The sequence below is a fragment of the Pseudomonas sp. ef1 genome, from assembly GCF_007293365.2.
In the GTDB taxonomy this organism is placed as follows: domain Bacteria; phylum Pseudomonadota; class Gammaproteobacteria; order Pseudomonadales; family Pseudomonadaceae; genus Aquipseudomonas; species Aquipseudomonas siliginis.
This window is the reverse complement of the sequence record NZ_CM129815.1, coordinates 721693-743480: the sequence shown is the minus strand read 5'-3', so window position 1 is coordinate 743480 and position 21788 is coordinate 721693. Positions and strand designations below refer to the sequence as shown.

Annotated in this window: 22 protein-coding genes; 14 read left to right on the top strand and 8 right to left on the bottom strand. The window is 60.7% G+C overall.

All coding sequences use genetic code 11. The annotated features are described in order from the left end of the window. The first annotated feature begins 71 nt into the window (after positions 1 to 71). Positions 72 to 317: a GlsB/YeaQ/YmgE family stress response membrane protein gene (locus FEE99_RS03585; RefSeq protein ID WP_016772475.1), complete on the top strand. Its 246-nt coding sequence runs from the start codon at positions 72 to 74 to the stop codon at positions 315 to 317. 93 nt (positions 318 to 410) lie between these two features. Continuing rightward, the gene (locus tag FEE99_RS03580; RefSeq protein WP_041476594.1) at positions 411 to 947 is read left to right on the top strand and encodes a DUF3299 domain-containing protein; all 537 of its coding nucleotides are present in this window, start codon (positions 411 to 413) and stop codon (positions 945 to 947) included. An 85-nt stretch (positions 948 to 1032) separates the two neighbouring features. On the opposite strand, the gene FEE99_RS03575 is transcribed toward FEE99_RS03580, so the two are convergent. Then, complete coding sequence (locus tag FEE99_RS03575) at positions 1033 to 1932, bottom strand: D-hexose-6-phosphate mutarotase (RefSeq protein WP_041476595.1); 900 nt, start codon at positions 1930 to 1932, stop codon at positions 1033 to 1035. Positions 1933 to 1989: 57 nt separating this feature from the next. Beyond that, positions 1990 to 2394: an acyl-CoA thioesterase gene (locus FEE99_RS03570; protein WP_003229628.1), complete on the bottom strand. Its 405-nt coding sequence runs from the start codon at positions 2392 to 2394 to the stop codon at positions 1990 to 1992. Positions 2395 to 2771: 377 nt separating this feature from the next. Here FEE99_RS03570 and FEE99_RS03565 point away from each other — a divergent pair, with 377 nt between their 5' ends. From FEE99_RS03565 to FEE99_RS03530, 8 genes are all read left to right on the top strand, one after another. Further along, positions 2772 to 4070 carry an MFS transporter gene (locus tag FEE99_RS03565; protein ID WP_016772479.1) on the top strand — a complete coding sequence of 433 codons (1299 nt, stop codon included), beginning with the start codon at positions 2772 to 2774 and terminating at the stop codon, positions 4068 to 4070. Positions 4071 to 4304: 234 nt separating this feature from the next. Next, positions 4305 to 5303 (top strand): phosphate ABC transporter substrate-binding protein PstS, encoded by a 999-nt coding sequence (locus FEE99_RS03560; protein ID WP_016772480.1) that lies wholly within the window; start codon positions 4305 to 4307, stop codon positions 5301 to 5303. A 504-nt stretch (positions 5304 to 5807) separates the two neighbouring features. Continuing rightward, positions 5808 to 7841, top strand: a complete 2034-nt coding sequence (locus FEE99_RS03555) for an ABC transporter permease subunit (protein ID WP_177327001.1) — start codon at positions 5808 to 5810, stop codon at positions 7839 to 7841. Between the two features lie 16 nt (positions 7842 to 7857). Further along, on the top strand, positions 7858 to 9528 hold the full coding sequence (gene pstA / locus FEE99_RS03550) for a phosphate ABC transporter permease PstA (protein WP_016772481.1): 1671 nt from the start codon (positions 7858 to 7860) through the stop codon (positions 9526 to 9528). Positions 9529 to 9621: 93 nt separating this feature from the next. Continuing rightward, a complete protein-coding gene (gene pstB, locus FEE99_RS03545) occupies positions 9622 to 10455 on the top strand; it encodes a phosphate ABC transporter ATP-binding protein PstB (RefSeq protein WP_041476597.1) in 834 nt (277 codons plus the stop codon). A 119-nt stretch (positions 10456 to 10574) separates the two neighbouring features. Continuing rightward, entirely contained in the window at positions 10575 to 11336 is a 762-nt protein-coding gene (phoU, locus tag FEE99_RS03540; RefSeq protein WP_016772483.1) for a phosphate signaling complex protein PhoU, read from the top strand. A 176-nt stretch (positions 11337 to 11512) separates the two neighbouring features. After that, complete coding sequence (locus tag FEE99_RS03535; RefSeq protein ID WP_041476598.1) at positions 11513 to 12445, top strand: response regulator; 933 nt, start codon at positions 11513 to 11515, stop codon at positions 12443 to 12445. A gap of 187 nt (positions 12446 to 12632) precedes the next feature. Beyond that, positions 12633 to 13529 (top strand): peptidoglycan DD-metalloendopeptidase family protein, encoded by an 897-nt coding sequence (locus FEE99_RS03530; protein WP_041476599.1) that lies wholly within the window; start codon positions 12633 to 12635, stop codon positions 13527 to 13529. Positions 13530 to 13636: 107 nt separating this feature from the next. On the opposite strand, the gene FEE99_RS03525 is transcribed toward FEE99_RS03530, so the two are convergent. From FEE99_RS03525 to phoB, 3 genes are all read right to left on the bottom strand, one after another. Beyond that, positions 13637 to 14977, bottom strand: a complete 1341-nt coding sequence (locus tag FEE99_RS03525) for a hemolysin family protein (RefSeq protein ID WP_016772486.1) — start codon at positions 14975 to 14977, stop codon at positions 13637 to 13639. Positions 14978 to 15100: 123 nt separating this feature from the next. Beyond that, positions 15101 to 16387: a phosphate regulon sensor histidine kinase PhoR gene (gene phoR / locus FEE99_RS03520; RefSeq protein ID WP_221264854.1), complete on the bottom strand. Its 1287-nt coding sequence runs from the start codon at positions 16385 to 16387 to the stop codon at positions 15101 to 15103. A gap of 137 nt (positions 16388 to 16524) precedes the next feature. Then, the gene (phoB, locus tag FEE99_RS03515; protein WP_007896474.1) at positions 16525 to 17214 is read right to left on the bottom strand and encodes a phosphate regulon transcriptional regulator PhoB; all 690 of its coding nucleotides are present in this window, start codon (positions 17212 to 17214) and stop codon (positions 16525 to 16527) included. 151 nt (positions 17215 to 17365) lie between these two features. Here phoB and FEE99_RS03510 point away from each other — a divergent pair, with 151 nt between their 5' ends. Beyond that, positions 17366 to 17749 (top strand): COG4315 family predicted lipoprotein, encoded by a 384-nt coding sequence (locus FEE99_RS03510; RefSeq protein ID WP_041476600.1) that lies wholly within the window; start codon positions 17366 to 17368, stop codon positions 17747 to 17749. An 83-nt stretch (positions 17750 to 17832) separates the two neighbouring features. On the opposite strand, the gene ubiA is transcribed toward FEE99_RS03510, so the two are convergent. Continuing rightward, positions 17833 to 18723, bottom strand: a complete 891-nt coding sequence (gene ubiA / locus FEE99_RS03505; RefSeq protein ID WP_041476601.1) for a 4-hydroxybenzoate octaprenyltransferase — start codon at positions 18721 to 18723, stop codon at positions 17833 to 17835. Then, positions 18723 to 19283 (bottom strand): chorismate--pyruvate lyase family protein, encoded by a 561-nt coding sequence (locus FEE99_RS03500; RefSeq protein WP_041476602.1) that lies wholly within the window; start codon positions 19281 to 19283, stop codon positions 18723 to 18725. The genes ubiA and FEE99_RS03500 overlap by 1 nt, the downstream gene beginning before the upstream one ends. 201 nt (positions 19284 to 19484) lie before the next feature. Between FEE99_RS03500 and FEE99_RS03495 the strand changes: the two genes are divergently transcribed. The 3 genes from FEE99_RS03495 (at position 19485) to FEE99_RS03485 (ending at position 21286) form a co-directional block, all read left to right on the top strand. Then, entirely contained in the window at positions 19485 to 19652 is a 168-nt protein-coding gene (locus tag FEE99_RS03495; protein ID WP_041476603.1) for a rubredoxin, read from the top strand. Positions 19653 to 19671: 19 nt separating this feature from the next. Next, positions 19672 to 20820: an NAD(P)/FAD-dependent oxidoreductase gene (locus FEE99_RS03490; protein ID WP_041476604.1), complete on the top strand. Its 1149-nt coding sequence runs from the start codon at positions 19672 to 19674 to the stop codon at positions 20818 to 20820. Between the two features lie 190 nt (positions 20821 to 21010). Continuing rightward, positions 21011 to 21286, top strand: a complete 276-nt coding sequence (locus tag FEE99_RS03485; protein WP_003213368.1) for an HU family DNA-binding protein — start codon at positions 21011 to 21013, stop codon at positions 21284 to 21286. A gap of 113 nt (positions 21287 to 21399) precedes the next feature. On the opposite strand, the gene FEE99_RS03480 is transcribed toward FEE99_RS03485, so the two are convergent. Beyond that, on the bottom strand, positions 21400 to 21768 hold the full coding sequence (locus FEE99_RS03480; protein WP_052392119.1) for a DUF2388 domain-containing protein: 369 nt from the start codon (positions 21766 to 21768) through the stop codon (positions 21400 to 21402). Positions 21769 to 21788: the final 20 nt, after the last annotated feature.

Below are 21788 nucleotides of genomic sequence, written 5' to 3'. Positions count from 1 at the left end.
CCGTTCTCTCATGGCAGGATGCGAAACACTGGCTAGTCTTTCGCATATCTTCCAAATCAGAGGGAAATGCCATGGGAATTATCGGAACCATCTTTATCGGCTTGATCGTCGGCCTGCTGGCACGGTTCCTGAAACCGGGCGATGACAGCATGGGCTGGATCATGACCATCCTGCTCGGTATCGGCGGTTCGCTGGCCGCCACCTACGGCGGCCAGGCTCTGGGCATCTATCAGGCGGGCGAGGGCGCTGGTTTCCTCGGCGCACTGGTCGGCGCTGTCGTGTTGCTGGTGATCTACGGTCTGATCAAAAAGAACTGATCGAAAGCGACAAAGCCCTCTCGGCCAGCGCGGCCGGGAGGGCTAGAATGCGCGGCGACTCACCGTCCATTCCTTTGCCTGCCGAGCACCTTCATGCGCCGTCTTCTGTTTCCTCTCCTCTTGCTGGGCAGCTATCTCGCCCACGCCGGCGAACTGCCGGAAACCGACTGGCTGGAACTGATGCCCAAGTCGGATCAAAAGGCCCTCGAGGCCATGCCGGAAATCGACCACAACTCCCCCGAAGCCACCGGCACCTTCACCGAGAAGGGCGGGATGAAGCAGGCCAAAGGTCTGCCGGCGGTGATGTATTCGAAGAAAACCGTGGCGTCGATGAACGACAAGCACATTCGCATCGGTGGTTACCCGGTGCCGCTGGAATCCGACGCCAAGGGCCGCAGCACGCTGTTCTTCCTTGTGCCGTATCCGGGCGCCTGCATCCACGTGCCGCCACCACCGCCGAATCAACTGGTGCTGGTGCGGTATCCGAAAGGGTTGAAGCTGGAGGACATCTACACACCGCTTTGGGTGACCGGCACGCTTAAAATCGAAAAGGTCAGTAATGACCTGGCGGATGCGGCGTATGCGCTGGAGGCGGAGAAGGTGCGGGTGGTGCAGGAGGCTGACCTCTAAAGCAAAAGATCGCAGCCTTCGGCAGCTCCTACATGGAAAATGCATTCCAAATGTAGGAGCTGCCGAAGGCTGCGATCTTTTGATCTTAAAGCGGTTTGCTGGCGACGCTAACACCCATCGTATGGCGCGCACCCGGCGCCAGTGTGACTAGATCATCCATCACATTCGCCGTTTCGATGCACAGCATGCGCTGCCAGCCATCGTTGTCCATGTCCGGCAGTGCGGCGGCGCGGTCGATCCACGGGTTCCAGATCACCGCAGTGCGCGAGCCGGTAGAGGTCAGCACGATGCGTCGTTCCCAGGTCGGATCAACGATGCTCAATTGCGGCGGAACGTCGAGGTAGATGCGGTCGGTCTCGCCGGTGAAATGCAGATCGTCGCTCTGGCTGGCCGTGTTCCAGTCGTCCAGGGTCTCGATGTAATTCAGCCCGGCCACGCCGTCGACATGCACATTACGCACGTCACTCACGGCGAAATAGGTGTGCAGCGCCTGACTCAGCGTGACGCTGTCAGTCCCCCGGTTATGGCTGGTCAGGCTGTAATGCAGTTGATCCGCCAGATGCAGGGTCAGGGTCAGATCGACTTCGTGGGGCCAGCCCGGCAGGCCACCTTCCGGGTAGGGCAGCTTGAATTCGACCTTGATGCCGTCAGCCTCTGATTCGATGTTGCCCAACTCCCAGTCCATCGCCCGCACCAGACCGTGCGCGGGGGCCGGCTGCTCGCCGGTATACATGGCCTGCACGCTGCTCGGGTTGCGTTCGAATTTGCCGAACCACGGCCAGCACACCGGCACGCCGGCGCGGATGCTCTTGCCGGTCTTGAACTCGGCCTTGTCGTTGAGCCAGATGATCGGCGGCTGGCCGTCGATCTGATAACTGAGGATGTGCGCGCCTTGCTGGGCCACCAGCACTTCGGCCTTGCCGTGGCGGATGCGCCAGCAGTTCAGTTCATCCTGTTTCACGGCTTCAACGTTGGGCGTGTTCATGGGCAACTCTCGATCAGACACTGGGGACGACTATCGACCGCAAAACGGTCGCGAGGTTTAACGCGCGCGTGGCGGCACCGAACGGGTGCGACCGCTGCCGTCGATGGCGACGAAAACGAAAACCGCTTCGGTGACCTTGCGCCATTCGCTGGAGAGTGGGTCATCGCTCCACACTTCGACCATCATCTGGATCGAGCTGCGGCCGATTTCCAGGGTCTGGGTATAAAAGGACAACTGCGCGCCGACCGCGACCGGGACGAGAAACGCCATGCGGTCGATGGCGACAGTGGCAACGCGGCCACCGGCCACCCGGCTGGCCATGGCAGTGCCGGCCAGATCCATCTGCGCGACCAGCCAGCCGCCGAAAATATCGCCAAAGCCGTTGGTTTCGCGGGGAAGTGCGGTGATTTGCAGGGCCAGGTCGCCCTGTGGGATCGGATCTTCTTGTTCGAGCTCTATCATGCCGAGGGGCCTCTGACCCATGACTCTTCGTGGGTATTGCGAGTGGTAGCCGTCTTCAAGAAAAACGATTCAACACCGAACACACTGCGTTCGTCACGTTTTCCATCAGGCGCCTAAAGGGAAACTCTGCGAAAAAGGCTAAATCCCGAGCAAAGGACGGGCCAACAACGTTTTCGCACAGCAACCTCTTACAAATCCTGCGCAGGTGGCGAGTATATCGGTCGATAGACCCCGCGACGACCACCCGGTTCTGATTTCGACCGTCAATTACGCGCCTCTATGTGCTTTTTCGAACAATTTGCTATGGTGCCGAACCTGTCCAAGCCACCGCCAGCGTTGTTGTGGCGACAGATTCGACTATAAGAGAAGCCCTTGCCATGACCACAGCGCCTTCGAGCCTCGCGCAGCCCGAGCAACCCGCACGACCGTTGACCCGCAATGACTACAAGACTCTGTCGCTGTCCGCCCTCGGCGGGGCGCTGGAGTTCTACGATTTCATCATCTTCGTTTTCTTCGCCACCGTCGTCGGCAAGCTGTTCTTCCCGGCCGACATGCCCGAGTGGCTGCGCTTGATGCAGACCTTCGGCATCTTCGCCGCCGGCTATCTGGCGCGTCCTTTGGGCGGCATCGTCATGGCGCACTTCGGTGACCTGCTGGGACGCAAGAAGATGTTCACCCTGAGCATTTTCATGATGGCCGTGCCGACGCTGATCATGGGGCTGCTGCCGACCTACGCGCAGATCGGCATCTGGGCACCGATTCTGTTGCTGCTGATGCGGGTGATCCAGGGTGCGGCGATTGGCGGTGAGGTGCCGGGGGCGTGGGTCTTCGTTTCCGAACACGTACCGCAAAAGCACATCGGTTATGCCTGCGGCACGCTCACCAGCGGGCTGACTGCCGGCATCCTCCTCGGCTCGCTGGTCGCCACTGCGATCAACAGCATTTATACGCCAGCCGAAGTGTCGGATTACGCCTGGCGGATCCCGTTCCTGCTCGGCGGCGTGTTCGGCCTGTTCTCGGTGTACCTGCGCCGCTGGCTGCACGAGACACCGGTGTTCGCCGAACTGCAATTGCGCAAGGCACTGGCCGAAGAAGTGCCGTTGCGCGCGGTGCTGCGTGACCATCGCGGCGCCATCGCGATTTCGATGCTGCTGACCTGGCTGCTCTCGGCTGGCGTCGTCGTGGTGATTCTGATGACCCCGACCGTGCTGCAAACGGTCTACCACTTCTCGCCAACCACGGCGCTGCAAGCCAACAGCCTGGCCATCGTCTTCCTCAGCCTCGGCTGCATTGGCGCTGGCGCGCTGGCCGATCGCTTCGGCGCCGGTCGCGTCTTTGTCTTTGGCTGCCTCGGTCTGCTGATCAGCTCCTGGACCTTCTACCACAGCCTCGCCGACCATCCGGACTGGCTGTTCCCGCTATACGCACTGACCGGTTTGCTGGTCGGCACCATCGGCGCGGTGCCGTACGTGATGGTCAAGGCGTTCCCGCCGGTGGTTCGCTTCAGTGGCCTGTCGTTCTCGTACAACGTCGCGTACGCGATCTTCGGTGGCTTGACGCCGATGGTGGTGAGCCTGCTGCTGAAGGAAAGCGCAATGGGGCCGGCTTACTATGTGGCAGTGCTGTGCGGGATGGGGATTCTGGTAGGCGCCTGGCTCTGGAAGAAGGGTCGCTAAAGCTCAACATCTACTCCGCCAATACCGGCCTCTTCGCGAGCAGGCTCGCTCCCACAGTTGGAATACATTTCAGTTGTGGGAGCGAGCCTGCTCGCGAATGGGGCACCACAAATCGCTCAGTAAAAACCCGATGCTGGCCTTTCATCCAATTGTCATATTTCAGCCATAGAGTGTTCACATGGCCTGCTGATACTTGGCCCCGACTTAACACACCCTATCTGCTAGGAGTAAGGCATGAAACTGAAGCGTTTGATGGCGGCAATGACTTTTGTCGCTGCTGGCGTTGCGACTGCCAACGCGTTCGCCGCTGTTGACCCTGCTATCCCGAGCTACACCAAGACCACTGGTGTGTCGGGCAACCTGTCCAGCGTCGGTTCCGATACCCTGGCCAACCTCATGACCCTGTGGGCCGAGAACTACAAAAAAGAATACCCGAACGTCAACATCCAGATTCAGGCTGCCGGTTCCTCCACCGCGCCACCTGCACTCACCGAAGGCACCGCCAACCTGGGCCCGATGAGCCGCAAGATGAAGGACAACGAACTGCAGGCTTTCGAGCAGAAGTACGGCTACAAGCCGACTGCGATCCCGGTTGCCGTGGATGCCCTGGCCGTGTTCGTGCACAAGGACAACCCGATCAAGCACCTGACCATGGCTCAGGTCGATGCGATCTTCTCCTCGACGCGCCTGTGCGGTGCCAAAGCTGACGTCAAGACCTGGGGTGACCTGGGCGTGACCGGTGACCTGGCCAACAAGCCGGTCCAGCTGTTCGGCCGTAATTCGGTGTCCGGCACCTACGGCTACTTCAAGGAAGAAGCCCTGTGCAAAGGCGACTACAAGCCTAACGTCAACGAACAGCCAGGTTCGGCGTCGGTGGTGCAGTCGATCAGCAGCTCGCTTAACGGCGTCGGCTACTCGGGCATCGGCTACAAGACCGCCAGCGTGAAAACCGTCGCCCTGGCCAAGAAAGAGGGTGGCGAGTTCATCGAAGACACCGAAGAAAACGCCCTGAACGGCAAGTATCCGCTGTCGCGCTTCCTCTACGTTTACGTCAACAAAGCCCCGAACAAGCCTCTGGCGCCGCTGGAAGCCGAGTTCGTGAAGCTGGTGCTGTCGAAACAGGGCCAGGAAGTGGTAGTGAAAGACGGTTACATCCCGCTGCCAGCCAAGGTTGCTGCCAAGGCACTGGCTGACCTCGGTCTGCAAGAAGGCGGCGCTGTCGCCAAGAAGTAACACCGCAGATCCGGGGCAACCCCCCGGACCTGCTGGAACCGTGTAGGAGCTGACGAGTGAAACGAGGCTGCGATCTTTTGATCTGGCCTCTGATCGCAAGATCAAAAGATCGCAGCCTCGGTTCCCTCGACAGCTCCTGCACAGGTTTCACAACCTCGAATTCTCGACTCCGCTGCCGGACTTCCGGCTGGCGGATTTGCTGCGTCACTGCACTGTCATCTTTCTGTCATACAGGATCGCTAGGGTGTGCGCATGAATGATCTGGCCAATTCCCCAATGACTACGACTTCCCCTCCCAAGCGCATTGACTTCAATACGCCTGAGCTGCAACGCAAGCGCCGCATTCGCGCGCTCAAGGATCGCTTCACCCGTTGGTACGTCCTCGTCGGCGGCCTCGCGGTACTGGCGGCCATCACCCTGATCTTCTTCTTCCTCGCCTACGTCGTTGCGCCACTGTTTCAAGGTGCCGACCTGACCGCGAAAGATTCGATCACCCCGGCCTGGATGCAGGACGCCGGCAAGCCGCTGATGATCTCGCTCGAGGAGCAGAATCAGGTGGCCATGCGTGTATCCGACAAGGGCCAGGCACTGTTCTTCGATCTCGACAGTGGCGCTGAATTGAGACGTGTCGAACTGCCGCTGCCAGCGGGCGCTACCGTGACGTCCATCGGCGAAGACCAGCCGGGTCATCCGCTGGTGGCCGTGGGCCTGTCCAACGGTCAGGCGCTGGTGTTCCGTCACACCTATAAAGTCAGCTACCCGGACGGCAAGAAAACCATCAGCCCGGCCATTGAATATCCGTATGGCGAGGCGCCAATTGCGCTGAACGAAAGCGGCGGCGCGCTGGAGCATGTCAGCCTCAATGCCACCGACTCGACGCTGATGCTGGTCGGCTCCACCGGCTCGCAACTCAATGTGCTTTCGCTGACCAGCGAAGAAAACATGATGACCGGCGAAGTCACCAACGAGCAGACGCGCATCGATCTGCCGCAGATGACCGAGCCTGTGAAAAACATCTTCGTCGACCCGCGCCAGCAGTGGCTGTACGTGGTCAACGGGCGTGCCCAGGCCGATGTGTTCAGCCTGCGCGACAAGAGCCTCAACGGTCGCTACAAACTGCTGGAAAACGCTGACGCCGAAGTCACTGCGACCACGCAACTGGTCGGTGGCATCTCGCTGATCGTCGGCGACTCCAAGGGTGGTCTGGCTCAGTGGTTCATGGCCCGCGATACCGACGGCGAGCTGCGTCTGAAGCAGATCCGCACCTTCCAGATGGGCACCACGCCGATCGTTGAAATCGCTGCCGAAGAACGCCGCAAAGGCTTCCTCGCCCTCGATGCCAGCGGCAAGCTCGGCGTGTTCCACAGCACCGCGCACCGCACGTTGCTGGTCGATCAAGTGGTTGAAGGCCAGGGCCTGTTCGGTCTGTCGCCACGCGCCAACCGGGTGATCGTCGAAGCCGGCGGCAAGCTGCAGCCGTTGCTGCTCGACAACCCGCACCCGGAAGTATCGTGGAGCGCACTATGGAGCAAGGTCTGGTACGAGAACTACGACGAGCCTAAATACGTCTGGCAATCGACCGCCGCCAACACCGATTTCGAACCGAAACTGAGCCTGTCGCCGCTGACCTTCGGCACTCTGAAAGCCGCGTTCTACGCCATGCTGCTGGCCGCGCCACTGGCCGTCGCCGCTGCGATCTACACCGCGTACTTCATGGCCCCGGGCATGCGCCGCAAGGTCAAACCGGTGATCGAACTGATGGAAGCGATGCCGACGGTGATCCTCGGTTTCTTCGCCGGTCTGTTCTTGGCTCCATATGTAGAAGGGCATCTGCCGGGCATCTTCAGCCTGCTGATGTTGCTGCCGATCGGCATTCTGGTCGCCGGTTTCACCTTCAGCCGCCTGCCCGAGTCGATCCGCCTGAAAGTCCCGGACGGCTGGGAAAGTGCGCTGCTGATTCCGGTGATCCTGTTTGTGGGCTGGCTCTCGCTGTACATGAGCCCGTTCATGGAGAACTGGTTCTTCGGCGGCGACATGCGCATGTGGATCTCCCATGACCTGGGCATCACCTACGACCAGCGCAACGCTCTGGTGGTCGGTCTGGCCATGGGTTTCGCGGTGATCCCGAACATCTACTCGATCGCCGAAGACGCCGTGTTCAGTGTGCCGCGCGGCCTGACCCTGGGTTCGCTGGCCTTGGGTGCGACGCCATGGCAGACCATGACCCGCGTGGTGATCCTGACCGCCAGCCCGGGCATCTTCTCGGCGCTGATGATCGGCATGGGCCGTGCGGTCGGCGAAACCATGATCGTGCTGATGGCCACCGGCAACACCCCGGTGATGGAGATGAACCTGTTCGAAGGCTTGCGCACCCTGGCCGCCAACGTCGCGGTGGAAATGCCCGAGTCGGAGGTCGGCGGCAGCCACTACCGCGTGCTGTTCCTCTCGGCGCTGGTGCTGCTGTTGTTCACCTTCGTCATGAACACCCTGGCAGAACTGATTCGTCAGCGTCTGCGCAAGAAATACTCGTCGCTTTAAGCAAAGGTAGAAGTCTGTGAAACAGAACTCCCTGAAAGGATGGTTCAAGAGCGGCGCCCCGGGCGTCTGGATCAGCGGTGGCGCGGTGTCCATCGCGGTCATCATGACCATTGGTCTGTTGGCGGTGATTGCCGTGCGCGGTCTCGGTCACTTCTGGCCGGCGGACCTGATCCACGCGCATTACGACGTACCGGGCCAGGCCAATCACCTGGTGATCGGCGAAGTGGTGCAGAAAGAAGAAGTGCCGCGCGCACGTCTGAAGAGCGCCGGTCTGCCGGTGCCGGACGAAGGTCCGGAATTCATGACCCGCGAGCTGATCAAGGTCGGCAACCGTGACCTGAACGGCAACGACTTCACCTGGATCGTTGGCGAGTGGCTGACCAAGCAGACCACGCCGCCAGAATTGATGGCGATCGAGCGTCGCGAGTGGGGCAACTTCTACGGCTATTTGGTCAACGTCAAACAGGATGGCAAGGTCATCGCCGAAGGCGAGGCCGCATGGCCTGAACTGCAAGCGCGCATCGACCGTGTGAACGATCTTGCGGCTCAACTGAAAACGCTGGAAAAAACCGATATCGGCGCAATCAATGCCGGCCTCGAACGCATCCGACTGCATGGGCGCAAACTGGAGCTGGAAGGCAAGCTCGACGCCACCGCACAAGCGGACATGGAATCCGAGCGCGCCGAGCTGGACGCGCGCTACAAAGACATCGAAGCACGTCTGTCTGATTTGCATGCTCAGTTCAACCGCGACGCCTTGACCGCCCGTGACGCCAACGGCAAGGAAATCGAAATCGGTCTGGGCAAAGTCGTGCATGCCTACCAGCCAAACGGCATGAGCACCTTGACCAAGGTTGGTTTCTACTTCAGCAAGATCTGGGAATTCCTCTCCGACGACCCGCGTGAAGCGAATACCGAAGGCGGGATCTTCCCGGCGATCTTCGGCACCGTGATGATGACCCTGATCATGGCGATGATCGTTACACCGTTCGGCGTGCTGGCAGCGGTGTACCTGCGCGAATACGCCAAGCAGAACACCCTGACTCGCGTCATTCGTATCGCGGTGAACAACCTCGCTGGCGTACCGGCGATCGTTTACGGCGTGTTCGGTCTGGGCTTCTTCGTCTACGTGCTGGGTGGTTCGGTCGACCGCTTGTTCTTCCCTGAAGCACTGCCGGCGCCGACCTTTGGTACGCCGGGCCTGCTCTGGGCCTCGCTGACCCTGGCGCTGCTGGCGGTGCCGGTGGTGATTGTGGCGACCGAAGAAGGTCTGGCGCGGATTCCTCGTACCGTGCGTGAAGGTTCGTTGGCCCTCGGCGCGACCAAAGCGGAAACGCTGTGGAAAATCGTTATCCCGATGGCCAGCCCGGCCATGATGACCGGGATGATCCTCGCCGTGGCCCGTGCCGCCGGTGAAGTGGCGCCGCTGATGCTGGTGGGTGTGGTGAAACTGGCGCCGTCGCTGCCGGTGGACGGCAACTACCCGTACCTGCACCTGGACCAGAAGATCATGCACTTGGGCTTCCACATCTATGACGTCGGCTTCCAGAGCCCCAACGTCGAAGCAGCCCGCCCGCTGGTATACGCCACCGCGCTGCTGCTGGTGCTGGTGATCGCGACGCTGAACCTGTCGGCGGTGTATATCCGCAACCACCTGCGCGAAAAATACAAAGCACTGGATAGCTAAAGCCATTAGCCACAAGCGGCAAGCTACAAGCCGCTTTTGCTCAAACTTGCAGCTTGCAGCCAGAAGCTTGCAGCTACGAACGGAGTGAGACCCATGCAGCACGAAACACACAGCCACGGCATCAACATGTCTGCCCTGGGCCGCGACAAGCAGAGCCTCAACCTGGCGCAGGAAACCGTCGCCATCGAAGTGCCGGGCCTGAGCCTGTACTACGGCGACAAACAGGCACTGTTCGACGTCAGCATGAACATCCCGAAGCAGCGTGTGACCGCGTTCATCGGCCCGTCCGGCTGCGGTAAGTCGACGCTGCTGCGTACCTTCAACCGGATGAACGATCTGGTCGACGGCTGCCGTGTCGAGGGCGCGATCAACCTGTACGGCAACAACATCTATCGCAAGGGCGAAGACGTTGCCGAGCTGCGTCGTCGCGTCGGCATGGTGTTCCAGAAGCCCAACCCGTTTCCGAAGACCATCTACGAGAACGTGGTCTATGGCCTGCGCATCCAGGGCATCAACAAGAAGCGCATCCTCGACGAAGCCGTTGAATGGGCGTTGAAAGGCGCAGCACTGTGGGACGAGGTCAAAGACCGCCTGCACGACTCGGCCCTCGGCCTGTCCGGTGGTCAGCAACAGCGTCTGGTGATCGCGCGCACCATCGCGGTCGAGCCGGAAGTGCTGCTGCTCGACGAACCGTGCTCGGCTCTCGACCCGATCTCGACGCTGAAAGTCGAAGAGCTGATCTACGAGCTGAAGTCCAAGTTCACCATCGTCATCGTGACCCACAACATGCAACAGGCGGCACGGGTGTCCGACTACACCGCGTTCATGTACATGGGCAAACTGGTGGAATTCGGCGACACCGATACCCTGTTCACCAATCCGGCGAAGAAGCAGACCGAAGACTACATCACCGGTCGCTATGGCTGATTGCAGCAGCGGCAAGCCGCAAGCTTCAAGCGGCAAGAAAGAATTGGTGCGATATCAGGACTTACACATAACTGCTTGAAGCTTGCAGCTTGAAGCTTGCAACTTTCGCGGAGCGAACAATGATTTCCAAAGAAGGCCTTACCCATCACATTTCCGCGCAGTTCAACGCTGAACTGGAGGAAGTGCGCAGCCACCTCCTTGCCATGGGCGGGCTGGTCGAGAAGCAGGTCAACGACGCGGTGACGGCGCTGATCGAGGCCGACTCCGGCCTTGCTCAGCAGGTCCGTGAGATCGACGACCAGATCAACCAGATGGAACGCAACATCGACGAAGAATGCCTGCGCATTCTCGCCCGTCGTCAGCCGGCAGCCTCTGACCTGCGTTTGATCATCAGCATTTCCAAATCGGTGATCGACCTCGAGCGTATCGGCGACGAAGCCACCAAGATCGCCCGTCGTGCCATCCAGTTGTGCGAAGAAGGTGAAGCGCCGCGCGGTTACGTCGAGGTTCGTCACATTGGCGACCAGGTGCGCAACATGGTTCGTGATGCGCTGGACGCCTTCGCGCGTTTTGACGCCGATCTGGCATTGTCGGTGGCGCAGTACGACAAGATCATCGACCGCGAATACAAAACCGCTTTGCGCGAGCTGGCCACCTACATGATGGAAGACCCGCGCTCTATCTCGCGCGTGCTGAGCATCATCTGGGTCCTGCGTTCACTGGAGCGCATCGGCGATCATGCGCGCAACATCTCCGAACTGGTGATCTATCTGGTGCGCGGCACCGACGTGCGTCACATGGGCCTCAAGCGCATGAAGGAAGAAGTTGAAGGCACAAGCGCTGAAACCGCTAATGTTCCGGGCGAAGCTGACGATAAGTAAGATTGCCTGAGAAAAGCGCCCGGCCCTCTGGCCGGGCGTTTTTGTTTCTGCTTTTCAGAAGCGGATTCGTATTAAAAGCAGCACCCGCGAACGAAAAGTCCCGGCGTGACTGAAGAGTTTTGGCAATGTGCCATCAGCCAGCGTTATGCTTGCCGGGATTTTAATAGGGGTGTTGGATGAGCAAGATCAGTGTGTTGGTCGTGGACGATGCTTCGTTCATTCGTGACCTGGTGAAAAAGTGCCTGCGTAATTACTTCCCGGGGATCCGCACCGAGGACGCCATCAACGGCAAAAAGGCCCAGGCGATGCTGGCCAAAGAGGCTTTCGACCTGGTGCTGTGCGACTGGGAAATGCCGGAAATGTCCGGCCTCGAACTGCTGACCTGGTGCCGCGAGCAGGACAACCTCAAGACCATGCCGTTCGTCATGGTCACCAGCCGTGGTGACAAGGAAAACGTCGTGCAGGCGATTCAGGCCGGCGTATCCGGTTACGTCAGCAAGCCGTTCACCAACGAGCAGCTGCTGACCAAGGTCAAGCAGGCACTGAACAAGGTCGGCAAGCTCGACACCTTGATGAACAGCGCGCCGACCAAAATGAACTCGGCGTTCGGCAACGATTCCCTGAGCGCACTGACCGGCGGCAAGCCTGCCGTGGTCGGCGGCGCTGCGGCCAGGCCTGCCGCTGCTGCACCCGCTCCAGCCGCTGCGCCGTCGCGCGGTTTGCTCAACAGCCCGCCAGTTCAGGCGCCCGGTGCATCCAAGGCGCCGGTGGGCGGTCGTGGTCAGGGCCAGTTGCGCCTGCCGAGCGGTACCCAGCAATGCGTGATCAAGGCCTTGAGCATCAAGGAGGCCCTGCTGGTAGTGAAGCGCACCGAGACCCTGCCGCAGATCCTCGACAGCGCCGTGCTCGATCTGGAGCAGGGCGACAACGCCGAGATCGCGCGGCTCAATGGTTACCTGCACGCCATCGTCGCCCACGAGCAGAAAGCCGACAGCGACTGGCTGCAACTGACCTTCCGCTTTGTCGACCAGGATGCGCAGAAGCTCGACTACATCTCGCGCCTGATCGCCCGGGGCACGGCGCAGAAGCACTTCGTGCCCGGCGCGTAACCGCAGCGGCCCAAAAAGATCGCAGCCTTCGGCAGCTCCTACAGGGGAACGCATTCTCATGTAGGAGCTGCCGAAGGCTGCGATCTTTTGCTTTGTGTGCTGGCCAATTTGAAACATCTGTCGACTAGCCTGGTCTGTCTCAGCTGCTAGGCTGATTCCCAGGCCTTCCTTCGACAGACTTTTGCCCATGCTCGCGCGCCTGCTGTTTTTCTGCGGTCTCTGCCTGGCCTCCCAGCTGGCGATGGCCATGACCATCTACAAATCCACCGATGCCAACGGCGTGGTCTCGTACAGCGACCGCCCGAGCAAAGGCGCAAAGGTGTTCGTGTTTCAGGACCGTATGGTCGAGCGCCTCGACCGCCAGGTGTACCTGGACATCAAGAAGCAGAAAGGCGTCGACGTGGTGTTTGCGCGCAACGATTTGTACGCGCCGGTCGAGGTTGCCCTGGCCTTCATCGGCACGAGCAATGTGCGTGGCGTGCCTGCGCGGGCGATCCGTCGCGTGCTGCCACCGCGCAGCAACACACGGCTGGCGCTGCTGACGGCGATCAGCCGTGACCAGCCGCTGGTGTATTCGCCGCAGTTCCAGTATTCGCTGGGCGACCCCGCAGGCACCGCGCAGAGCTATCGCTATCCGCTGCCCTGGCGTGGCGGGCCGTTTCGCCTGAGTCAGGGCGCCAACGGCCAATACAGCCACTACGGGCCGAAGAACCGCTACGCCATGGACATCGCCATGCCGGTGGGCACGCCGATCATCGCCGCGCGAGCGGGAGTAGTGGTGAAAACCGAGAATTCCCAGAGCGGGCGCGGTACCGATGCCTCCGGCAATTTCGTCCGGGTGCTGCACGACGACGGCACCATGGGCGTGTACCTGCATCTGAAACAGGGTTCGGTGAGCGTGCGCGAAGGCCAGCGGGTCAAGGTCGGCAGCCCGCTGGCGCTGTCGGGCAACACCGGCAACAGCAGCGGCCCGCACCTGCACTTCGTGGTGCAGCGCAATACCGGCGAAGGGCTGGTGTCGATTCCCTATCAGTTCAACCAGCCACTGGGAGCCTTGCCCAACTTTGCGTTGGGCAAGCAATAGAGCAAAAGATCGCAGCCTGCGGCAGCTCCTACATGGGAATGCGATCCCTGTAGGAGCTGCCGAAGGCTGCGATCTTTTGGCAGGCAACGCGGTTTCCCGCATTGCACTCAATCCAGCATCAACACCTTGGCCAGGACAATCTTCGGCCCTTTCATCTTCTTGATGATGATGCGCAGGCCTTCGACTTCCAGCACTTCTTCCTCTTCCGGCACCCGTTTCAGGGTTTCGTAAACCAGCCCGGCGAGGGTTTCCGCTTCGATGTGATCAAGATCGATGCCCAGCAGACGTTCAACCTTGAACAATGGCGTATCACCGCGCACCAGCAGCTTGCCTGGCTGATAGGCGAGAATGCCGCGCTCTGCCTTGCGGTGCTCGTCCTGGATATCACCGACCAGCACTTCCAGCACGTCTTCCATGGTCAGGTAGCCGATGATGTTGCCGTCAGCCTCCTCGACCACGGCGAAGTGCGAGCCGCCCTTGCGGAACTGCTCCAGCAGTTGCGACAGCGGCATGTGCCGCGATACGCGCTCCAGCGGGCGGGTCAGCTCGGCCAGGTTGAACGACTCGGGAATGTGGTCCAGCGCGGCCAGTTCCAGCAGCAGATCCTTGATGTGCAGCAGGCCGACGAACTCCTGGCGCTCGCTGTCGTACACCGGATAACGGCTGAACTTGTGGCGACGGAACATCGCCAGGATTTCCTTCAGCGGCGCGTTGAATTCGAGGGTGATCAGGTCTTCGCGGGAGTTGGCCCAATCGACCACTTCCAGCTCGCCCATTTCCACCGCCGAAGCCAACACGCGCATGCCCTGATCGCTCGGATCCTGGCCACGGCTGGAGTGCAGGATCAGTTTCAGTTCTTCGCGGCTGTAATGGTGTTCATGGTGCGGGCCGGGTTCACCTTGCCCGGCGATACGCAAAATCGCGTTGGCGCTGGCATTGAGCAGGTAGATCGCCGGGTACATCGCCCAGTAGAACAGGTACAGCGGCACCGCCGTCCACAGCGACAGCAGCTCGGGTTTGCGGATCGCCCACGACTTGGGCGCCAGCTCGCCGACCACGATGTGCAGGTACGAAATGATGAAGAACGCGGTGAAGAACGACACGCCTTTGATGATCTCGGGCGAGTCGACGCCGACTGCGCTCAGCAGCGGCTCGAGAATATGCGCGAACGCCGGTTCACCGACCCAGCCCAGGCCAAGGGAGGCGAGGGTGATGCCGAGCTGACACGCCGACAGGTAGGCATCGAGCTGACTGTGCACGGTGCGCAGGATGTGTCCGCGCCAGCCGTGTTGTTCAGCGATGGCCTCGACCCGGGTCGAGCGCAGTTTGACCATGGCGAATTCCGCCGCAACGAAAAAGCCGTTGAGCAAAACCAGGATCAGAGCAAAAAGAATCATGCCGAAGTCGGCAAAAATGGTCGCGAGGGACAAGCCAGGGGAAGGGTCCATGATGGAGTTTTGCGGGTTCCGTGTGATTCGAAAGTAGGGAGAAACAGCGCCTGAAAGGCAGGCACAAGTCAGCCAATGTAGCGGCTGACCGTGCGATTGCCTAGTGGCGTGTGCCGGGCGGCGTCACTCGGTGGCGCTGATCGCCCGTGCGCTGGCCACCTGGGCCGGGGCGAAATGGCAGGTAAACGTGCTGCCGTGGCCGGGCACGCTGCTGATCTCCATTCGCGCGCGGTGGCGCAGCAGCACGTGCTTGACGATGGCCAGGCCGAGGCCGGTGCCGCCCGTGTTGGAGTTGCGGCTGGAATCGACGCGGTAGAAACGCTCGGTCAGGCGCGGCAGGTGTTTGCTGTCGATACCGATGCCGGAATCCTGCACGCTCAGGTGTGCGCCCTGATCGTCGCCCCACCAGCGAATGCGGATGTTGCCCTCGGCGGGGGTGTACTTGACCGCGTTGAACACCAGATTGGAGAACGCGCTGCGCAGCTCGGCCTCGCTGCCCTTGAGCAGCACTCCGGCATTGGCCTCGAGGCTGATGCGCTGGTTTTTCGCCCCGGACAACTGCTGCGCATCGCTGGTGATCGATTGCAACAAGGTGTCGATCTGCACCGGCTGGTTGTCCGACGGATAGTCGGTGGCTTCCAGCTTGGCCAGCAGCAACAGATCGTTGAGCAGCGTCTGCATGCGCCCGCCCTGTTGCTGCATCTGCTGCAGGGCTCGGCTCCAGCGCGGGTTCACTTCTTCGACATTGTCCAGCAGGGTTTCCAGATAGCCGCAGATCACCGTGAGCGGTGTGCGCAGCTCGTGGGAGACGTTGGCGATGAAGTCCTTGCGCATCTGTTCCAGCTGATGGATGCGCGTCACGTCGCGGACCAGCATCAGGTGTTCATTGTTGCCGTAGCGCGTCAGGTACAGCTGAATGCGCACGCGATCGTTGGTCGGCGAAGGGATTTCCAATGGCTCGGCAAAGCTGTCCTGCTCGAAGTATTCCTTGAAGCGCGGATGGCGCACCAGGTTGGTCACCGGTTGGCCGCTGTCCTGCGGAGTCTTCAGGCCGAGCAGGGTTTCAGCGGCGCGGTTCCACCATTCGAGATTGCCGTCGCTGTCGAGCATGATGACTGCATCTTTCAGCGCGGCGGTGGATTCCTGCACCCGGTCGATCACCGCTTGCAGACGCCCGCGCACCCGTTGGTCGCGGCGTTGCAGGTGATAGATGCTGTCGAACACCTCGCCCCACAGACCATAGCCATCGGGCGGCGCTTCGTCGGGTTGGTGCTGGCGCAGCCATTCGTGCAGACGCAGCAATTGCTTGAGCGTCCAGGCCAGATATAGGCCCAGACCCGCCGCGAGGCTCCAGCCGTAATAGCCGGTGATCAACCCGATCACCAGACACGCTGTGACCAGCAGCAACATGTGGCGAATCAGGGTGCCATGCCAGTTTTGATTCACAGAGGCGTCCTTAGCCGCAGCGTCAAGTTTCAAGCTACAAGCTGCAAGTCAGAGCGGCTCGCTGTTTCTTGCCGCTTGTAGCTGAAAGCTTGCAGCTGCTTTCATGCTTTTGTGGAGAACCGGTAGCCGGTGCCGCGCACGGTTTGTACCAGATTTTCGTAAGCGTCGCCGAGGGCCTTGCGCAGGCGCCGGATGTGCACGTCGACGGTGCGCTCTTCGACGTAGACGTTGCCACCCCAGACCTGGTCAAGCAACTGGCCACGGGTGTAGGCGCGTTCCTGATGGGTCATGAAAAATTGCAGCAGGCGGTATTCGGTCGGGCCCATCTCGGCGGGTTTGCCGTCGATGGTCACGCGGTGGCTGATCGGGTCGAGCAGCAGGCCGCCGACTTCGATCGGCGCTTCGCCATCGGTCGGTCCGGCGCGGCGCAGCACAGCCTTGAGGCGGGCGACCAGTTCACGCGGGGAAAACGGTTTGGTGATGTAGTCGTCGGCGCCGACTTCCAGGCCCTGGATCTTGTTGTCCTCTTCGCCCTTGGCGGTGAGCATGATGATCGGGATGTCCCCGGTCAGCTCGTCACGCTTGAGGCGCCGTGCCAGTTCGATGCCCGAGGTGCCGGGCAGCATCCAGTCGAGCAGGATCAGGTCCGGTTTGCGGTCGACAATGATGGCGTGAGCCTGCTGCGAGTTCTCTGCCTCGAGGCAGTCATAGCCGGCCATTTCCAACGCCACGGCGATCATCTCGCGAATGGGCGCTTCGTCGTCGACGATCAGAATGCTCCTGCCAACCATGCCTTAATCCTCTTGTCATTTAACTGTCTTGCGCCGCATTAGATAACGGAATTATTGCAGTCGTGTGACAGTATTTCAGGCCCGCAACATTTGCACCCATCCTCGACTAAGCTCTAAGTCCGAATCCTGACAACCACAAAAGAAGGTTTCCATGACTCAGATGACTGCTTCGTTCAAAGCCCTGCTGCTGGCCGCCGCCCTGACAATACCGGGGCTGGCCATGGCGGCCGATCCGGCGATGGAAAAGGACGGCATGTACACCGACCACAAGGGCATGACCCTGTACACCTTCGCCAAGGACTCCGCTGGCAAGTCCGCGTGCAATGACAAGTGCGCGGCAAACTGGCCGCCGTTGATGGCGCAGGCGGGTGACAAATCCATGGGCGACTGGACGGTGATCAAGCGTGACGACGGCACGATGCAGTGGGCCTACCAGGGCATGCCGTTGTACACCTTCGTGATGGACAAGAAGGCCGGCGACATGACCGGCGACGGCAAAATGGACGGCGCCTGGAAAGTCGCCAAGGCCAAATAACGCAAAAGATCGCAGCCTTCGGCAGCTCCTACACTGGAATGAGTAGGACCTGTAGGAGCTGCCGCAGGCTGCGATCTTTTCAGTCAGCGCAGTGCGTAATCCAGCACGATCCCGACAAATATCGCCAACCCTGCCCAGTGGTTGTGCAAGAAGGCCTGGAAGCAGCGCATGCGGTCCTTGCTGCGCGTGTACCAGAACTCCCACGCATAACACCCCGCAGCCACCAGCAGGCCGAGGTGGAACCAGATCCCCAGCTCGAACTTCGATCCGGCCAGGATCAGGCAGCCCAATGACAGCGCCTGCAAGCTGAGGATGATCACCCGATCCGCCTCGCCAAACAGAATCGCCGTGGATTTCACGCCGATCTTCAGATCGTCATCACGATCGGTCATCGCGTAGTAAGTGTCGTAGCCCACCGTCCACAGCAGGTTGGCAATCCACAGCAGCCACGCCGCCGCTGGCAACTCGCCGGTCTCGGCGGTAAAGGCCATCGGCATGCCCCAGGAGAACGCCGCGCCCAGCACCACTTGCGGGTAATAGGTGTAGCGCTTCATGAACGGATAAGTGAATGCCAGCGCCAGACCGCCGAGCGACAGCCAGATCGTCGGCGCATTGGTGCACAGCACCAGCAGAAAACTGATCCCCATCAGCACGGCAAAGAACACCAGCGCTTCCTTCGAGCTGATCCGGCCAGCGGCGAGCGGCCGTTGCGCGGTGCGTTTGACGTGGCCGTCGACCTTGCGGTCGGCCCAGTCGTTGATCACGCAACCGCCGGCACGGGTCAGCACCACGCCGAGGACGAAGATGACGATGTTGGCCAGCGACGGCGAACCCTTGCCGGCAATCCACAACGCCCACAGCGTCGGCCACAGCAGCAGGTAAATGCCGATCGGCTTGTCCATGCGCGTCAACTGAACGAAATCCCAGGCGCGCGGGTTCAGACGGTTGAGGGACTTGAGCAGGCTCTGATACATCAGCAGTTCTCCGGATGGGCGCGGGCGGCGTCCCACAGGCTCGGCAGGAAGATTTCCGCGACCAGCACGCTCAGCGTGCCACGGTCGAAACGCGAACGCCGGCCCCACAGTGCAGGGGCTTGCACCGCTGGCGGCAACCATTGTTCAGGGTAGTGGCAGACTTCAATGGCGCGGCGTTGAAATGCGCGATCGCAAAACAGCAGTTCACCCAGCGAGCGGCTGCCCAGTTCATCCATGTGCAAACCATCGCCTTGCAGAGCCGCCCGCGAGGCAACGCTGCGGGCAAACACCCAGGCTTCGCCATGACCACGCAAATACACCTCACGCACCCAGCCTTCGCTGCCCTCGGCCAGATCCAGCGCCGCGCATTCATCAGCGCGCAGGGTGTCCCAGCCTTCGAACAGCGGCGACACGCTGAAGCCATCCTCGGACAAACGGGTCAAACGGCGGGTCAGCGAACCTTCGTCGAACAACCAGTCCAGGGTCAACGGATCGGGGCGGGGCGTCAGGCGGTCTTGGGTCAGCCAGAGCGGGGCGGGGCAGGCATTTGAATGTTGCACAATGAGTCATTATTGGCCGCAAATGAGGCGGCGAGCTTACCATGGCAGGCGACAGGATTGAGCGGCGCCGGCCGCCGTTGCGCCGAACAGGCTTGCATCTGCGCGGCACCCTCAGTACAAAACGCCCTGAGCAGGATGGCAGCGCAACACCCATCGACCGTCCGCGCCGGCACTACGCCTGAACCCTGAGGAAGTACCTGAATGAAGAAGTGGCAATGTATCGTCTGTGGCCTGATCTATAACGAAGCCGAGGGCTGGCCGGATGACGGCATCGCGGCGGGCACCCGCTGGGAAGACGTACCGGCAGACTGGCTGTGCCCCGACTGCGGCGTCGGCAAAATGGACTTCGAAATGATTGAAATCAACTAAGCAAATAGAGGAGTAAGGCATGAGCGCACCAGTCGTCATCATCGGCACCGGGCTTGCGGGCTACAACCTGGCCCGCGAGTTTCGCAAGCTCGACAGCGAAACCCCGCTGCTGCTGATCACCGCCGATGACGGCCGCTCTTACTCCAAGCCGATGCTCTCCACCGGCTTCGGCAAGAACAAGGACGCCGACGGCCTGAGCATGGCCGAGCCCGGCGCCATGGCCGAGCAGTTGAAGGCCGAAGTGCGCACCCACACGCGCATCAGCGGTATCGACGCCGGCCACAAACGTTTGTGGATCGGCGAAGAAGCCGTGCCCTATCGCGACTTGATTCTGGCCTGGGGCGCGGAAACCGTGCGCGTGCCGATCGAAGGCGACGGCGGGGAACTGGTGTTCCCGATCAACGATCTGGAAGACTACGCGCGCTTCCGTGCCGCAGCGGCGGGCAAGCGTCGGGTGTTGTTGCTCGGCGCCGGGCTGATCGGCTGTGAATTTGCCAATGACCTGATCCTCGGCGGCTACGAAGTGCAATTGGTCGCGCCATGCGAACAGGTCATGCCGATGCTCTTGCATCCTGCCGCTGCGGCGGCCGTGCAGGCCGGGCTGGAAAGTATCGGGGCGAAGTTTCACCTCGGCCCGGTGCTGACCCGCCTGGAGAAAGTAGTCGATGGCCTGGAAGCGCACCTGTCCGACGGTCAGATCATCCCGTGCGATGTGGTGGTCTCGGCGATCGGTCTGCGCCCGCGCATCGATCTGGCAGCGGCTGCCGGCGTGCAGGTCAATCGCGGCGTGATGGTCGATCGTTACCTGAAGACCTCTCACGCCAACATCTACGCCCTGGGCGACTGCGCCGAAGTCGACGGGCTCAATCTGCTTTACGTGATGCCGCTGATGAGCTGCGCGCGCGCTTTGGCGCAAACCCTCGCTGGAAACCCGACTGCGGTCAGCTACGGGCCGATGCCGATCACCGTGAAAACCCCGGTGTGCCCGCTGGTGGTTTCGCCGCCGCCACGGGGCAGCGAAGGCATGTGGAGCGTCGAAGGGCAGGGCGCCGACATCAAAGCGCTGTGCCACAGTGCCGACGGTCAGTTACTCGGATACGCCCTGACCGGCGGGGCAGTCATGGAAAAACTGGCCCTGAACAAACAACTGCCGCCGTTGCTGGCGTAAATGCCGGTCGTTCTGTCGCAAACACCGCTCTTTTGCCCCGACAAAGGTCTTGGGGAGACTGGCGCCGCCGTTGGCGGCGTGCCATTCTCACTCCCGTCTGCCGCAGAGTAGAGCCTGCGGCGCCTTGGGCGCTGTTCCAACGAGAACAGCACGGACATAACAACAAAAAACCGTCAAAGGGGCTTCACTAATGCGTAAACCAGAACTCGCCGCTGCAATCGCCGAAAAGGCAGACCTGACCAAAGAACAGGCCAACCGCGTCCTCAACGCCGTCCTCGAAGAAATCACCGGCGCCCTGCACCGCAAGGACAGCGTGACGCTGGTCGGCTTCGGCACCTTCCTGCAACGCCACCGCGGCGCCCGCACCGGCAAAAACCCGCAGACCGGCGAACCGGTCAAGATCAAGGCCAGCAACACCGTGGCGTTCAAGCCAGGCAAATCGTTGAAAGACAGCGTCAATCCTTGATGGCGGCGTGCTCCCCTGAATGACGGGGAGAACCGCGAATGAAAAATGGGCACACCGATTGCGGTCGGGTGCCCATTTTTTGTACATCTACCATCCGTCCGGATACTTAATGATTATCCATAGGTAGCCAAAACCATATGGGCAAAATCTCTCTTGCTTAATTTTTGCTCGGTATTTTGATGGAGATATGCACGCCATGCGGATTCAAGCATGGCCCCGTCGAATTCTCCGTCCGTAGCGATATATGTAGTGGCGTCGTCCTTTACAGCTTGCACATAGTGCTTCGAAAGGCTTTTGATTTCTTCCGACGTCGTATAAAACGGCACGGTTGTTGTGAAGAGCAACATAGCCCCCGTTGATGATAAAGGGCCTTTAAACAGGCAAATTTTTGCGATGCACATTTCAGCCGAAACAGAGGTGCTGATAAAAAGCAAAATTAAGGCTGGAATCGTGATCCGTTTTTTGAAAAAGCTAGTGCCCATGTCTAATTGAACTCCTTGTC